At 31.9% G+C, this 16,446-nt stretch carries 11 protein-coding genes; 6 read left to right on the plus strand and 5 right to left on the minus strand.

Annotated elements, in window-relative coordinates; genetic code table 11:
* Positions 1-211 precede the first annotated feature (211 nt).
* Positions 212-1,141 (minus strand): ACP S-malonyltransferase, encoded by a 930-nt coding sequence (fabD, locus tag ACQH2P_RS04575; protein WP_425363195.1) that lies wholly within the window; start codon positions 1,139-1,141, stop codon positions 212-214.
* Positions 1,142-1,301: 160 nt separating this feature from the next.
* Between fabD and ACQH2P_RS04580 the strand changes: the two genes are divergently transcribed.
* The 5 genes from ACQH2P_RS04580 (at position 1,302) to ACQH2P_RS04600 (ending at position 5,736) form a co-directional block, all read left to right on the plus strand.
* The gene (locus ACQH2P_RS04580) at positions 1,302-3,305 is read left to right on the plus strand and encodes a lytic transglycosylase domain-containing protein (RefSeq protein ID WP_425363196.1); all 2,004 of its coding nucleotides are present in this window, start codon (positions 1,302-1,304) and stop codon (positions 3,303-3,305) included.
* Between the two features lie 152 nt (positions 3,306-3,457).
* Complete coding sequence (locus ACQH2P_RS04585; RefSeq protein WP_425363197.1) at positions 3,458-3,832, plus strand: cupredoxin domain-containing protein; 375 nt, start codon at positions 3,458-3,460, stop codon at positions 3,830-3,832.
* A 17-nt stretch (positions 3,833-3,849) separates the two neighbouring features.
* Complete coding sequence (locus ACQH2P_RS04590) at positions 3,850-4,665, plus strand: FTR1 family iron permease (RefSeq protein ID WP_425363198.1); 816 nt, start codon at positions 3,850-3,852, stop codon at positions 4,663-4,665.
* A gap of 23 nt (positions 4,666-4,688) precedes the next feature.
* Positions 4,689-5,240, plus strand: a complete 552-nt coding sequence (locus tag ACQH2P_RS04595; protein ID WP_425363199.1) for a septation protein A — start codon at positions 4,689-4,691, stop codon at positions 5,238-5,240.
* A gap of 340 nt (positions 5,241-5,580) precedes the next feature.
* Entirely contained in the window at positions 5,581-5,736 is a 156-nt protein-coding gene (locus ACQH2P_RS04600) for a hypothetical protein (RefSeq protein WP_425363200.1), read from the plus strand.
* A gap of 450 nt (positions 5,737-6,186) precedes the next feature.
* Here the strand turns inward: ACQH2P_RS04600 and ACQH2P_RS04605 are convergent, their stop codons facing one another.
* Together ACQH2P_RS04605 and ACQH2P_RS04610 are read right to left on the minus strand one after the other, a co-directional pair.
* Complete coding sequence (locus ACQH2P_RS04605) at positions 6,187-7,023, minus strand: peptide deformylase (RefSeq protein WP_425363201.1); 837 nt, start codon at positions 7,021-7,023, stop codon at positions 6,187-6,189.
* 380 nt (positions 7,024-7,403) lie between these two features.
* A complete protein-coding gene (locus ACQH2P_RS04610; RefSeq protein WP_425363202.1) occupies positions 7,404-10,397 on the minus strand; it encodes a DUF7779 domain-containing protein in 2,994 nt (997 codons plus the stop codon).
* Between the two features lie 317 nt (positions 10,398-10,714).
* Here ACQH2P_RS04610 and ACQH2P_RS04615 point away from each other — a divergent pair, with 317 nt between their 5' ends.
* Positions 10,715-11,332, plus strand: a complete 618-nt coding sequence (locus tag ACQH2P_RS04615; RefSeq protein WP_425363203.1) for a bifunctional (p)ppGpp synthetase/guanosine-3',5'-bis(diphosphate) 3'-pyrophosphohydrolase — start codon at positions 10,715-10,717, stop codon at positions 11,330-11,332.
* 513 nt (positions 11,333-11,845) lie between these two features.
* Here the strand turns inward: ACQH2P_RS04615 and ACQH2P_RS04620 are convergent.
* Entirely contained in the window at positions 11,846-13,588 is a 1,743-nt protein-coding gene (locus ACQH2P_RS04620) for an ABC transporter ATP-binding protein (protein WP_425363204.1), read from the minus strand.
* A 62-nt stretch (positions 13,589-13,650) separates the two neighbouring features.
* Positions 13,651-16,389 (minus strand): preprotein translocase subunit SecA, encoded by a 2,739-nt coding sequence (secA, locus tag ACQH2P_RS04625; RefSeq protein WP_425363205.1) that lies wholly within the window; start codon positions 16,387-16,389, stop codon positions 13,651-13,653.
* Between the last annotated feature and the right edge of the window lie 57 nt (positions 16,390-16,446).

A 16,446-nucleotide genomic window follows, 5' to 3' on the forward strand; every position in this document is an offset into this window, starting at 1 on the left:
GACAAAAAAATTGCTTCGTCGACCTACGGTCTTCTCGCAATGACGTTGACCACATACGACTTTTAAAGCACACTATCTAAAATCGTTTCCTCTTCTAACTTTCGACAGTTGTGGCATTCGTGTACTCACGTACTAGTTGTACGCTCCGCTCACTCACCCCTTGTTTTACGTTCCAATTCTTCAGATCATTCGTGTATACACTATATTCTGGCTATACAATTTTAAGAAACTCTTCCAATTCAACAATAGTAGAAACATTAATTAAATCAAATTTATGATCCGTTTTTTTTAGCATATTCGTTAGAACCTTACCTGCACCGATTTCAACTATTTGTTCTATTTTTAGATTTGCTAATTGGTCTAAGGTTTGACGCCACCTCACTCTACCACAAATCTGTGAGATTAAGTTTTGTTTTATTTCTATAGGATTAGTTGTTGGCTTGGCTGTAACATTTTGTATTACTGGAACAAGCGGTTTATTAATTGTTATTTTATCTAAAGCCTTTGCCATTTTATCTTCTGCTGGCTTCATCAAACCACAATGAAAAGGACTACTTACATTCAATTTAATAGCTTTGTATCCTAAATCTTTTACAATAGACATCACCCTCTGCACCGCCATAATCTCACCGCTAATTACTACTTGCCCCTCTATGTTATCGTTAGCTATACCAAAGTTGGCAACCTCTTTAACGATCTCTTCAAGCTTTCCTAGAGGAATGCCTATACATGCTGCCATTAAACCTTCGCCTAACGGATAGGCTTCTTTCATGGACTTACTACGTACTGCTAACAATTCGGTAGTCACTTGTATATCTATACTTTCCGCTGCACATAATGCACTATATTCTCCTAAAGAATGACCGGCAACATATGAACACAGATTACTAATATTTCTATTTGTTTGTTGTTTAATGACATTCACTATTGCCATAGATATGGTCATTAATGCTGGTTGGGCATTAATTGTCAAAGTCAAATCTTCACTTGATCCATTAAAGATAATATGACTTAATTTTCTGCCAAGAGTATCATCGACAATTTCAAAGGTCTCTCTTACTACTTGAAAATTATCATAAAACTCTTTTCCCATACCAACTATTTGCGATCCTTGACCCGGGAAGACAAATGCTCTATTCATAATAACACCTTAATATATTTAAATTTATAATATTCCAGAACTTTTTAAACGGTTTTTTTTAGATTCCCATCGTAGTTAGATGACATCAAAATGAGGTGTCATTCCCGCGTAGGCGGGAATCTAAAACCCTGAAATATTACAGATTCTCGCCTACGCGGGAATGACACTAACAGATATACACCAATTCCAACTAAGTGCTAAGGAGCCACTGCTGATTATGAGAATTCAGACAATACTGTCAATAGTTTTAATAATTCTAGAGCTATTAATATCAGAGTCAATGGCATTTGACTATGTTAAAGAAACTTTTATCCATCTAGACAACAAAGAATGGCAAGATTGTCAGAAGATGGCAAAAGCTTCAAAAGATCAAGCTTTAATTAAAATTGTTTTGTCTCAACAGTTCTTAGACCAAGATTATAAGAAAAATAGTTTTGCATCGGTAATAAAATTCATACAAGACAATCCCCACTGGCCACAGGTCAATAGACTAAAGGAGAAGGCAGAACAATATTTAAATTATGACACAGACAAAACTTTAATCGTCAACTGGTTTAGTAAAAACGAGCCAATTACTGCTTTAGGTCATAAGTTCTACGCTTTAGCTGGTAAAAAATTAATAAAAGATCAACAAAAATTAGCGAAGATTATAAAAAATGGTTGGATTTATGGAGTCTTTACTGCACAAGAAGAAAAGGAATATTTGACTAATTTCAAAAATATATTACGTGAAGAAGATCATGTGAAAAAGATTGATCTATATTTATGGGCAGCGGATATTAATAGTGCCAAAAAATATATGCACTATGTGAGTAATGGCTATAAACAGAATTTCCTTGCCCAAATTTCTATACTAAACCAATCTAGTAACAGTGAAAAACTTTTTCAAAAACTATCAGAAAAATATTATACTCCTGCTTTATTATTTCACTATTTGGATTCCAAGAAAAAAGAGAAGCCAACCAGCAAGAATATTGCTCTATTTAAAAAAGTAAAGCTAGATAAAATACATTCTGCTCGTTGGGGTCGTTTACAATCTTATTATGCCAGAGAATTTATTGACCAAAAAGATTTTGCCAATAGCTATAAAATAATTACTATACCTCTTACTGTCAGCCATGAACATATACATGAACATACAAGAGAAGTAGAATGGTTTAGTGGTTGGCTTGCCCTTAGATTTTTAGATAAGCCTGACCTTGCTTTAAGTCATTTTAATAAATTTATGAAAGTTGCAACAAAGCCATTAAGTATATCAAGGGGACAATATTGGCTAGCTAGAACATATCAAGCCAAAGGGGATATGAAACAAGCGAATAAATTTTATAATATGGCAGGCAAATATCCTTATCTATTTTATGGGCAGTTGGCAAATATTGAACTTAAAAAGAATCACTTAATTCTACCACAAAAACCAAAGTCCGTTAAGCCTAACATGGAAAATAGTGAGATTATTAGAGCAATAAAATATCTAATTAAATATGGTAAGTATAGTTTAGCTTTCTTATATGCTGACACGGCTATTAGAAGATCATCAGAACCGTCTGAGATTTTATTAATTACTGATATAATTAGTAGCTATGACAATATTTTCCATATGGTAGAAATAGCAAGAGTTGCTTGTCAATATCATGTTTTTATTAAAGATTATGCTTTCCCTATCCAACATATGAAGGCAGTAAAAACCGCTCCTATAGAAGAAGCTTTAACATATAGTATTATAAGGCATGAATCGGGTTTTAATCAATACGCCATTAATGATGCTAAAGGGCATGGGCTAATGCAACTCGAAAAAGCAGCTGCCTGTGATACTGCGAAATCTCTTAATCATCAATGTCATATCAAAAAACTAACCACTGATCCTGAATATAATATTATGTTAGGTAGTAATTATTTAAAAAAACTGTTACAACGATTTGAAGGATCATATATTCTGACTATTGCAGCTTATAATGCTGGTTCCAATACGATACCAAGGTGGATTAATTTATTTGGCGATCCACGAAAACTAAAGAATTTATGGCAAATAATTGATTGGATAGAACTAATACCATATCCTCTAACTAGGAATTATGTGCAACGTGTTTTGGAAAATATACAAGTTTATAGGACTATTATTAATAAAAATAATAATTTAAAGTTAAAACAAGATCTTTTAACTTAGTGGAAATACAATTATACTGTATAATTTAGGGAGGGTGCTTATGAACTTACCAAAAAACAAGAAACAAAAAAACTACACTCTTTTATATGTACTTGTGATTATGATCGCGTTAGTGTATTTTGTAACTTTAATAAAGCTTTCAAGTTAAAATTATGGAAAGAAAAACTACCATTGGACTTTTTTTAGGTGTTGTTCTCTTATTAGGTATAATAATTTTTACAATTAATAATAAAGTTAGCTCGAAAAATGATGTAGATAATACTATGTTAGAAATTGTAACGGTTATAAAAAATCATAGGTTTGACCCTGATACTATCACAGTGCCTAGTGGTAAGAAAATTCGTTTTATTATCCACAACCAAGATAATACCGTAGAGGAGTTTGAAAGTCATGATCTGCATCGCGAAAAGATCATTATGCCAAATGACTCTATAAACATAATACTTGCCCCTTTAGCCCCTGGTAAATATGATTTCTTCGGAGACTTTCATCAAGAGACGGCTCAAGGATCTCTCATTGTTAATTAGATTTATTTACGGTTTAAATGTTTAAAATAGCGTTAGTAGTATTTAGAGAATGCTTAGAAATAGCTTTGTTACTTGGTGTAATACTTGCTGTAACAAAACAATTAGAAAAATCTAGAATTTATATAATTGCTGGAGTTATGCTTGGTACAGTGTCTGCTGCATTATTTGCTTTCTTTACTCGCACTATATCCATATCATTTAGTGGTATGGGTGATGAGATATTTAATTCCGGAGTTATTTTACTAACAGTTGTGTTAATTGGTTGGACCATAGTATGGATGCAAGGTTATGGTATTAAGATAAAGCGACATCTTAATGATTTGTCTGTAAAAATTAGTAGCGGCGATAGTAGTTATATAATGCTAGTATTGATTGTTGCAGCAACTATCCTTCGAGAAGGAATGGAAATTATTTTATTAGTTTATAGTATTTCCTCAGTTGAAATAATTGACGCTAATAGTTATCTACTAGGGTTAATTATTGGCATGGTCAGTGGACTAACACTTGGTATCGTTATATATTTAGGTTTTATAAAATTAGCAAACCAACAATATATATTTCGCATATCTTCAATTTTATTAATGTTTATTGCTAGTGGCTTTGCAGCAGAAGCAGCTGGTATATTAACTTCTTCTGGAATTGTTACTATCCTGCCAGACCAGCTTTGGGATAGCTCATGGCTAATCTCTGATAACAGTATTTACGGTAAATTCCTAAATATGATTACTGGATATATTGCTAAGCCCAATGGTTTGCAAGTCGTTTTTTATATTTGTACTCTAGGTTTAATTAATATCTTCATACAAATAAAAATCAGATGCACAGAAAACTAGTAACGGAGAAATAAACCTAATTTATGCTTAATTTTTTATCAGAAGTTGCTCCGCTTATAGCTTTTTTCGTTGGCTATTTTTATGGTGGTAGCATGCAAAGTGCAACGTTATATATACTTATTACTTCAATTATTTGTGTTAGTCTGTGTTATTTTATAGAAGGCAAAGTTTCAAGATTATCATTAATATCTTCTGGAGTGTTATTAGTCTCAGCTAGTATAGTTTTGATCAGTGGTAACTCTATGTATATCAAGATCAAACCGACTATTCTATATTTAATTTTTTGTGGAACATTTTTTATTAGTGCAGTAAGAAATAAGGCATTTATGAAATATATGTTTAATCATTTTGTCCAACTTGAAGATAAGAATTGGAATGTTTTAAGCTATAGAACAGCAGCTTTTCTTTTGCTCATGGCAGTATTAAATGAAATAACATGGCGTAATTTTGCAGAATCTACATGGGTTATATTTAAAATATTTGGAGCAATACCTATAATGTTCATTTTCCTATTGCTACAAATACCTTTTATCTTAAAGAACAAACTGCCAGATTCAACAGATGATATAAGCTGAACTCCAAAAGTCATTGCAAAGAGACACTTTAGTAGCGACGAAGCAATTGTAAGTTGTCATTCTTAGCAAACGGCGGGAATCTAGATGCCTGCCTTTCGCAAGGTTAACACAAAACAGGATGTATCCGTAAGGGGTTGGCTGAGATTTGTAGCTGGTCAACTAAAAGGTAGTTTTCCTTCTGTAATTTAGATTTTAAGACGCAATTTTCGCATCTTTTGATTGTAATTCTTAATATAAAATATACTAAAAGAAGAGCTGTTGCTAAGTCTCAGGCAACCCCTTGAACGGATACAGCTTGTCATCCCTGCGAAAGCAGGTATAGTTATGCTCATAGGATTAGGTGATAAAGAACATAACGATTGTAAGTTGTCATTCCCGCGAAGGCGGGAATCTAGATACCTGCTTTCGCAGGTATGACACAAAGTCTGTATCACCTAATTCAATAGGTTTCACTATAGATTCCTGCCTACGCAGGAATGACATCCTTTTTGTTTAAACATAGCAGATGTGTGACCGTTCACGGTTTTTCAGTTTATCATGATTTTTGATGTTTTTAGTATAAATTCTTTATAGCAAAATCTACTATTGCTTGAGATTTTATAATTAAAAGATGTGAAAACTATAAAAACTACATCTAAAAATTAAGATTTTAGGAAGAAATTGAAAAACCGTGAACGGTCACGCAGATGTTGTATCTTTAGATTTTTGACGGGGGGACTACAAAATAAAAAATGTAGGGTATTACCATAACTGTCGAAAGTTAGAAGGTAGAGCGGGTTTAGAGGTCATCATGGCAGTTTAAAAGTTGCGGGAAAATAACAGGCGTCATTGCGAGGAGGCGTGAGCCGACGAAGCAATCCATTTTTGGTTACTTTTATGGATTGTGCTTCGTCGACCTATGGTCTTCCTCGCAATGACGCCTGTATTGTATGTATGGTTATTTAGTTTAGCTTTCACTATGGTGAGGTATTACCTCTCCGTATAATGGTAACTGTGTATCTGGTAAGTTACTTAACTGTTCGTATAGGGGTTTATCTTCAGGATGACTTATTAAATAATCATCGACAGCATCATTATATAGCTTATTCTCATTTAAATATTTTTTGCATTTTGATAAAATATTTGAAGGAATTAAACAAGGAATATCATCACTTACAGTATCTAATGAGTATCGACGTTTATCTGACTTAATCTGCTCATCAGTAGAGAAAAAATCCTTGGCTAGTTCATGGTTCCCATTAACATGATTGTAAATTGTATCTACATAAGTACCTTTAGTAGTCAAATGATTAAATTCATGTTGGCAAATTACCGATGCGAAATCAGCGAATTTTTTTACTTGCAGTGTTTTAAGGTCTTCGGCATAAAATGCGATTAAAACTTCTTTGTAGGTAGCAACCTTTGCACTCTCATATCCTAGAGCACTTAAACAACCATGATAAAAACCTACTTTTTCCTCAGTATATCCAACGATTACTGGGTTAATAAAAACTTCAAACGGAACATCCCTAGCTTCTATAATAAAAATAGCATAAGGATTTGTTGCATTTTCTGCTTTAGGATATTGATTATGAGCAAGTCCTATACCACAACCTTTCATAGCATCATGCATTTGCTCTACTATATCAACAACTACCTGCTTATTTTTATCAATAATAGGAAATTCTATACAAGGCTGATGGAAATAATAACTTTCTTTATCTTTATCTACCCTTTGTTCAAAAGAAGAGTAAGCATCCTCTTCACCTTTCCTTGTTGATTTTAAATTTGATTTTATTTTCATCTTTGATCTAATATTTTTTAAAATATTTATAATATAAAAAAAAGTTTTTTCCTACTATTAATTCTTGAACTTAAAAAAAAACTAAGTTATAGCTAACCCGATTAGTATTACTCCATCATTGTGAAGAGTTTGTAAGCACAACGAAGCAATACACAAAAAATATACTTAATTAGTCATCTCCGACAGTCTCCTAGGCTGTGAAGGTTTCTAAAGTGACCTGATTTTGGCTCTTTTTTGCTACGAATAAACATGATTTTCTTGAAATAGGTACACTATTCCTTCAAAAATCCTATTTATTCTCACTAAAAAATAGCTCAAAATATAGATCAATTAGAAACCTTCACAGCCTAGGTTCTTTAAAAATGAAGCTATAGCTCATTTTATTGCAATAAGGCTTTAATAGTTCTCTCTTGATTGTTAATATTATTTAGTTCGTTGTTAAGATGTAATTTCTCTGCCTGTTGTTTAGCTTTATTACAATACTCTAAAGCTTTGTTAAAATCTTTCTTACTCAAATAAGCATCTGAATAAGTTATATAAAAAGACATTTTTATTCTACCATCAGCTATTTTCTCAATTAAGTCATTATATTTATTAAACTCTATTATCACTTTATCAACTTGATCTGTTAAGATAAGTAGCGTTCCATATAATATGGTTGCTCCTAAAGAATCTCTGGTTTTGTGAGTTTCATTAAATAGACCTATTGCTTCTTGAACTGCTTCAATGGCAGTTTCTATTTCTAGCTTATTTCTATTGGCTTTATCTATTATTTGATTTTGAGTTAAGATAAGTTGAGCTTTATTGGTCAATAATTCTGCCTTTAAATTTTTCATATCATTATCTTCTGATGCTTTATTTATTTTAATCTTATCATACTGATAAAATGCTTTATTTATTTTTTCTTCGGCTTTGTGATAATTACCAATTTTACAAAAATATAGTGAATATAAAGATAGAACTCTACATTTTAACATTTCTAAACCGTCAGTTTTCTTTAAATATCTATTGACATCATCAAGTATCTTTATAAATTCTTCATATTTTTCTTGTCCCAAATAAAGCAAAGAAACCATTAAATCCATTGCAGCAAGATTTTCATTATATTGATCCTTAAATTTACTTTTAAATTGCTGACTAGTTTTAATAAGTTGTTGAAAAGAATCAGTTAGCCTAAATTCGTGTTCATTATCTACAAAAAACCGTAATAATAGTTCAAACCATCTTAAATTTAAGGTAGCATAAATATTATTTTTGCTGTCTAATGCTTGACTGAGCTGGTGACGTAAAACTGCTTGTACTAGGCGGTGTGTAGTAATATTATCATTATCATCATAATTGATCATTGAATATTGCCACAATAGAGCAATATGCTTATTTAACGTTAATTGTGGAGATGGTAAATGAGGATAAGCTGTTTGTAACCATGTAAGCAATAGTTTACGAGAGATTTTATTTGGTGCTAGATAAGCACATACTGTTAAAAGCTCAATAGCTATAGGTGGTTCATTGTTAATCTTAGTATCTTTAACAATTGCCTCTAAACTAATGTTCCAGGTTATTGCCACTGGGTAGTTATAGTTATTTGTCTCTTCTAAAAAAGTATCGTCCGTTAGTAATTCTGTCTCATACCTTTTGTAAAGATCTAAATATTCTGGAATAGTGATATGTTTTTGCTTAATGTAAGCTCCAGCTTGTGCCAATGCTAAGGGTAAATATCCTAAAACTCCAACTAATTTTTTTATAGCATTTTGTTCTTCTGCTATATTTCGTCCTATTAAAGTCTTTATTGTTTTGATAGCCTCCTCCTCTGTCATGATATCAATAGGTAATACTGAAAACTTTGTTGGCCAATAACGCTGGCGAGTTGTTAAAATTACATATCCACCAGATTCTGGTAAAAATGGCTCAATTTCACGATAACTGTTTACTTTGTCATAAACTAAAAGCCATCCTGGATTTTTAACTAACCATTGTTTAACATAAGCAATAATGTTTTCTTTTGTATATATAACTTCTGAGCATCCTAATAACTTAGCAAATTCAATATATTTATTATATAGATGATCAATATTTTCTGCCAGAAACCAAACTTTAAGTGTATAAGGATATTCTGTATGATTTATATATTGCAAGGCTAATTGTGTTTTACCGATTCCCCCAAGTCCAGCACATGCATTAATTGCTAAATTACTTATTGCTCCTGGTGTATGATTCTGATGTAATTTATTATATAAATCACTCAATAGTTTTTCTCTACCAATGAAAACATTATCTTGTCTTGGTATATTCCAACTGGTCAAATTCTTAGGAAATATTATTGACTCTTGTGGTTTAAGGCATGACACTTCTGTTTCTTGACTTTTAACCGTTTTGTCTATAGTTGGGCTAAATATTAAAAGATAAGTACTACAAATAATCAAAACCAATACACCAAATATTGGTAAGTAAATATTCTTGCCTTTACCTTGAATATTTTTATCTGTTAAATGAGATTTAGGAAAAACTAAATCAGAATTATTAGATATAATATTATTATATCTTTCACTAAACTTAAGGAGCATATTGTCTATATTCGCATTAGAAAAAACTTTTGTGATAATTTCTAAAGAAATAAAATGATATTGTTTTGATGGAAAGAAATTAATATATTCAAAATTATTTTGTTTAGGTAAAAATTTTATACATTGTTCTTCCTGCGGTATAAGGAAAAATACTTTAGATATATCCTGATCATTAGACATAACAACATAATTATTACATTCCTGTTGTTTAGCTATATTAGCTTCATTTACAGCTAAAACATAGATTATACATTGCCTTAACTGCTTTCTACCTTTGTTCTTGTGCTTTCCTAAAACTATAGGAGCATCAAGATTCTCTCGCAGTTCTACAAAAACTGTTATGCCTATAAGTTGTAAATCACTACGTATCTTATTGATCATCAAGTTTAAATCATTGTTTCCTGAGTCATTATTTCTCAGGTTTTGTAAAACAATAAAAAATGATATATTATCAGACTTTGTTATTATTAAAATTTCCTTCAAGATTTTTCTGAATTCTTGTTGAATTAATAAGCTTAAATAATAACTTTGCACTAATTTATATTTATCAGATTCCTCTATAAAGTTTACAATCCCCTCTCGGGAATTTGTTCCTATTTTCCTTTTGATATTAGAAATATGACTTTCAATGGTTCTCGTCTCGATCTGTTTGTCCTCATTTGATAGAAAATTAGCTATTCCTTTTGTGTTTTTCCCATGTATAATGCATGCTATTACATCTATTTCCCTTGATGTGAATTTTATATTGTTAATTATTAACAAATGTTTCTCATAAATCTCTTGCGGACACAAGATATTCTTATTTTCCATAATATATATAATTTATTTAAACTATTATCATCCTGTAAGTCTTAGGATCTTTAGATTAGAGAATTGTACTTTAAATACAAAACATAATCTGCCAATTCTCTGGATTATACCCATGTATTTTTTACTTACGTATAATACTTAATACTTTTTAACAATTGAAATAATTTATAATACTTAATATTTTTTAATATATTAAAATAATTTAATATATTTTTTCTGGCTAAAATGAATTTAGCTATTAAACTATCAACTTAAATTATTGTAAAACAAAAGAATATTTTAAACAAGTTCACTGTCATTTATAGTAGAGCATAATTATGCAATATACAAATACTAACGATTTACGTAATATCATAGGTGAAATTAGTACTAAACTTTATAAAAATGATATAGCAGCTGAAATACATTACAGATTAAAAGATCCTTGTTCTGTTTTAAAGAAGATATTAAGAAAAACTATCGCTTTGAAAGAATTAACGGATCTAATTGCTTTTAGAGTTATAGTTGATAAAAAAGAAGACTGTTATAAAGTATTGGCTATTATTTACAATCTCTATTCTGTTAATGTTAAGAAGTCTAAAAACTATATTGATAAACCTAAGAATAATGGCTACCGTTCTTTGCATGTTATAGCTGTAGTTGATATCTATGAACGTAACATAGAAATACAAATACGAACTAGAAAGATGCATAATATCGCAGAATTTGGCACAGCAAACCATGATGAATATAAAAAAATACAGGAAACAAAGCTAAGAAAGTTATTATCTAATGGCAGACTTAATACAGTTGGTATTGATACTAAGATCAATAACGCATATAATATTTTTGATCATTTTAATTGGACTATAGCAGAACTCATTGCTTATGAGCAGGAAATTGAAAATCTTTATCATAATTTTCATGATGTACAATTGAATAAAGTTATTGAGTAATAATACCAATTGGAATAATTAACGCGGTATATTAATCCACTTGCTATACATAATTTGTAATTGGACTCTGTTCAGAGAAGCGTATAAATTTCGAAATAGGTTATATATAAAAATCTAACAAAAGAGGGAGTTTACACACTTTTCTGGACAGACTCCTCTAGGGGTCAGATAAATTCCATCTTGTATCGTGTCATGGTCTGTGAATCCAGTAGAGCAATACAATATTTAGTATTTCGGAGCTTATATCCTTCACTTGCGTTACAACCCAATACATCTCGTCCCTTAGCTTCACATAATTTGTTACCTCCTTATGCGTAAGATTTGGTTCTACCATGTTGGCTACATTTTGTGTAGGGCGAATTCTCACCAACTGTATACTCAAATGATTTGAAGAATTGGAACGTAAAACAAGGGGTGAACGATCGGAGCGTACAAAGCATACGTGGAGTACGCGAATGCCCCGAAGTTTTACGGAGCCAATTTTCAAAGCAGAAGCGTGTGTCCTGCCATAACCTAAATTTCCTGTAACTTCCATAATTTTTTATATAGGCTATGTTTATTACGAATTAATGTATGATGTGTGCCTTCTTCAATCATTACACCTTTATCTAACACAATTATCCTATCCATATGCTTTAAAGTGGATAAGCGGTGGGCAATTGCAAGCACAGTCTTTCTTTTATCTTGAATTAGGAAGTTAAGGCTATCTTGGATCAAACGCTCAGTTTGACTATCAAGGGCAGAAGTTGCTTCATCTAAGATAAGAATAGGGGCATCTTTCAGAATAGCTCTTGCTATTGCCACTCTTTGCCGCTGTCCACCAGATAATTTGATACCTCGCTCCCCAACATAAGTATTATACTCTTCTGGCAGTGTTGTAATAAATTCATGAATATGTGCTTTTTTGCTTGCCTCAATTACTTCCACATCAGTTGCATCTTGGTTCCCATATCTGATATTTTCCATCAGTGTTCGATGAAATAACAAAGTGTCTTGAGGAATTACTGCGATGTTTTGTCGTAATGAATCCTGAGTAACATCATCAATATTTTGCCCATCTATTAAAATTTGACCATTTGTAACTTTAAAATAACGTAACAAGAGATTAACAATCGTTGATTTACCACTACCAGAATGACCAACTATTCCTACCTTTTCACCATGACTAATAGAAAGAGTTAGATTTTTAAAGATCAGTTCTTTGCTATAACCAAAATTTACATTTTTAAATTCAATAATAGCTTTATCAACTATTAGCGGACTTGCATTAAGTTTATCCAAATCCTGCTGGTTGATAGTGACTAATGACAAAGCACTCTTTAGATCACCCATTGATCTAGCAAAATCCTGCAACGAAATTGTTGTATCCCAGATATCTTCTGCAACAACCAAGGCAACACCAAAGACAAAAGCAAAATCTCCAACAGAAATTGAGCCATGTATTCTTAAATGCAACATATAGAAGAGAATAAAAGCAAACAAAACAATATATAGGCACGCACCTATTATTTGAGTTTTAAAGTTATATTTGTATGTTTTTACCTGTTTGGGAATAAAATCATTTAATATATTATTATCTAGTGCCTTTAATTCTCTTGCCCTAGAAGAAAAAGAAAAAAGCGAAATAATATTAGTAATTTTATCTGCAATTTGTCCAATTATAAAATGCTTACTTTCAGATTCTAAGCAAGATAATTGGTTTAATTTAGTTGATAATTTATACATAATTGGTACGTACAAACTACACCATATTAGTACAAATATGCCAAGATTTGTGTTAACAAGGCTAAGGGCACAAAAATTTACACCGCATTTAAGAATCTTTTGCAGTAATCCATGATGCATCTCCGCCCAGAATTTATCATATCCATCCAAAATGCCTTTGATTTTGCTGCTGATGGCTCCTGTGAAATTTTCTTGGAAGAATGAATAAGAATGGTGCTGAACATAGTCGTATGATTGGAGCAATATAGAACACCGCACATAAGGTGCCGCCTTCCATTCAGCTATGTTACTGACACGCCACACCAAATCTAAAATCACTTGTGCAGACATGAATATTATAATCGGTAGTAAAACTAACTTGTAAGTTAGATTTTCTTGGGCTGCTATTGTATCAAGAAATAATTTAATCGCATAATAATTGGCAGATGGGTAAAAACTACTTATAGTAGGAGCAAGTAGCATTACCAAGTAAAACCATTTATATGGTTTTATATGTTGCCAGAAAAATGTAATAATGTATTTATTTTGCATGGGTTATGTATAATTAATTCCCTTGATGTGCCTTTCCTTAGCATAAGAATAACGCTAATAGATCACTTCATCTCATTACTTCCATGACAATATTTATATTTCTTATCGGAACCACAAGGACATAACTCATTCCTAGCCACCTTTCCCCAACTTAATGGATCTGATTGTATTCTATCCTGTGGATTGACTTGAGTTTTAATGGGTTTAAGCTGAGTTTCAATACTAACCCCAGCATTATATTTACTAAAAGCTGGGTCTTCCCTAGTTTCTCGCATTGTCTTTTGCAGCGTTTTATTTGCCAAAGACATTGATTCTTTTTTAATGTGGCTAGTATCCATATGAAGATGACAAACTTTCTGGATAAATAGCTCCTTCAAATTATTAAGCATTTGTTCAAATAAATTGAATGCCTCTCTTTTATACTCGTTAAGTGGATCCTTTTGGGCATAAGCCCTTAGTGATATACCTTGTCGCAAATGATCTAAATTATGTAAATGATCTTTCCATACTTGGTCTAAAGTTGTTAGTAGAATATACTTAATTGCGTCATTCATTAAGTCAACGCTATAGGCTTCATTTTTTGCCTGGTATAGGTCATTTACCATTTGGACAACATTAGATATCACCTCTATCTCGGTAACATTAGCGTTTGTTATAGATTCTTGATTTAGTTTTACAGCAAAAATACGCTGCAACTCTCCTGTTAGAGCATTTACATCCCAGTCTTCCCTATAAGAACCAGGGGGAATGAAAGTTAATACCACTTTTTCCACTAGTTCTTTTGTCATACTAGCTAAAAAATCATGGACAGATTTTGACGCAATGATATCAGTACGTTGTTCATAAAATATCTTACGTTGATCGTTCATAACATCATCAAAACGTAATAAGTTTTTACGTATCTCGTAATTATGTCCTTCAACCTTCTGCTGAGCTTTTTCAAGCGAACGGCTAATCATAGGGTGATGTATTGCTTCACCATCTTTTAGACCTAACGTTCTTAGGACTCCAGAAATACGATCTGAAGCAAAAATACGCATAAGATCATCTTCTAGAGACAAGAAAAATTTTGTATTACCTGGATCACCTTGTCTACCAGCTCTTCCTCGTAATTGGTTATCTATTCTACGACTCTCGTGTCTTTCAGTACCTATAACAAATAATCCTCCAGCTTCTATTACACATTGCTTCTCTTCGGATGTTTGTTCCTTTATTTTGACCATTTCTAATTGATACTGTTCTTCAGGTAGATTTTGTAAAGAAAGTTGTTCTATTAGCATTTCCGGGTTACCACCAAGCATAATATCGGTACCACGACCTGCCATATTTGTGGCGATAGTCACAGCTTTAAATCGTCCAGCCTGAGCTATAATAAATGCTTCCTGCTGATGAAATTTTGCATTTAAAACATTATGAGTTATTTTATTTTTGGTAAGTAATTTAGAAATTTCTTCAGACTTTTCTATACTAACCGTTCCAACCAAAACGGGTTGACCACGATCATAACATTCTTGTATTAATTTTATAATAGCCTGATATTTATCATGTTTATTGCCGTAAATCTCATCATCATAATCAACCCTAGTGATTGGATTATGAGTAGGAACAGCCAACACATCAAGATTATAGATGTCCTTTAACTCTGTAGCTTCGGTCATTGCTGTACCAGTCATGCCGGATAATTTGGGATAATTCCTAAAATAGTTTTGGAAAGTAATAGAAGCTAAAGTTTGATTCTCATTTTGAATTTGTACATGTTCTTTTGCTTCTAGTGCTTGGTGCAGCCCTTCAGAATATCGCCTACCCTCCATAACGCGTCCAGTAAATTCATCAATAATCATCACCTTTCCATCACGCACTAAATAATCAACATCACGATTGAAGAGAATATGTGCTCTTAATGATTGATTGACATAATGAACCAAACTTAAATTCTCAAAATCATAAAGGCTTGAACCTTTCTCAATAAGACTATTGGTCACAAGCATTGATTCTACATGAGTTATACCATCCTCAGTAAGATTAACTGTTCGTAATTTCTCATCTTTTTCGTAATCTTCATCTTTAAACTGACGAATCAATTTATCAATTTTAGTGTATAAATCTGAGCGATCGTCTACTGGACCTGATATAATTAGTGGAGTTCTTGCTTCATCAATTAAAATTGAGTCAACTTCGTCAATAATAGCGAATTTAAAGGGACGAAGTACCTTAGCATCTTCACTATATTTCATGTTATCTCTAAGAAAATCAAATCCAAGCTCGTTATTAGTTGCATGAGTAATATCTGCTCTATAGGCATTACGTCTGTCTTTGTCACTGATATTAGCAACGATACAACCAACAGACAATCCTAAGAAATTATAGATTTTCCCCATCCATTCAGCATCACGCTTTGCTAAATAATCATTTACCGTAACAACATGCACTCCCTCACCAGTAAGAGCATTCAAATATGCAGGTAATGTGGCAACTAAAGTTTTCCCTTCTCCTGTACGCATTTCAGTAATCATACCACGATGCAATATTAATCCACCTATTAGCTGAACATCAAAATGCCTCGTTCCATAGACTCTTTTTGCAGCTTCTCGTACGACAGCAAAAGCTTCATAAGTTAAGTCATCTAATGATTCCCCATCTTTTAATCTTTGTCTAAATTGCTCTGTTTTATTTCTCAATTCATCATCAGAAAGCTTTTGTATTGAAGGTTCCAGCAAATTAATCTTTTCAATTTCTAAAAATAGTTTTTTGATATTTCTATCGTTTGCTGTGCCGAATAATTTTTTAAGTAAAGAAAACATTTATATCCTAGATTCTGTAAATAGCTTTGTAAAAATGGCACCTCTATAAAAAATGAC

Origin of the sequence: Candidatus Tisiphia endosymbiont of Hybos culiciformis, from assembly GCF_964030975.1 — a bacterium.
In the GTDB taxonomy this organism is placed as follows: Bacteria; Pseudomonadota; Alphaproteobacteria; order Rickettsiales; family Rickettsiaceae; genus Tisiphia.

Coding starts and splice junctions, on each gene's coding strand:
- fabD (WP_425363195.1), bottom strand. CDS start 1,141: ATGAATAGAGCATTTGTCTTCCCGGGTCAAGGATCGCAAATAGTTGGT.
- ACQH2P_RS04580 (WP_425363196.1), top strand. CDS start 1,302: ATGACACTAACAGATATACACCAATTCCAACTAAGTGCTAAGGAGCCA.
- ACQH2P_RS04585 (WP_425363197.1), top strand. CDS start 3,458: ATGGAAAGAAAAACTACCATTGGACTTTTTTTAGGTGTTGTTCTCTTA.
- ACQH2P_RS04590 (WP_425363198.1), top strand. CDS start 3,850: ATGTTTAAAATAGCGTTAGTAGTATTTAGAGAATGCTTAGAAATAGCT.
- ACQH2P_RS04595 (WP_425363199.1), top strand. CDS start 4,689: ATGCTTAATTTTTTATCAGAAGTTGCTCCGCTTATAGCTTTTTTCGTT.
- ACQH2P_RS04605 (WP_425363201.1), bottom strand. CDS start 7,023: ATGAAAATAAAATCAAATTTAAAATCAACAAGGAAAGGTGAAGAGGAT.
- ACQH2P_RS04610 (WP_425363202.1), bottom strand. CDS start 10,397: ATGGAAAATAAGAATATCTTGTGTCCGCAAGAGATTTATGAGAAACAT.
- ACQH2P_RS04615 (WP_425363203.1), top strand. CDS start 10,715: ATGCAATATACAAATACTAACGATTTACGTAATATCATAGGTGAAATT.
- ACQH2P_RS04620 (WP_425363204.1), bottom strand. CDS start 13,588: ATGCAAAATAAATACATTATTACATTTTTCTGGCAACATATAAAACCA.
- secA (WP_425363205.1), bottom strand. CDS start 16,389: ATGTTTTCTTTACTTAAAAAATTATTCGGCACAGCAAACGATAGAAAT.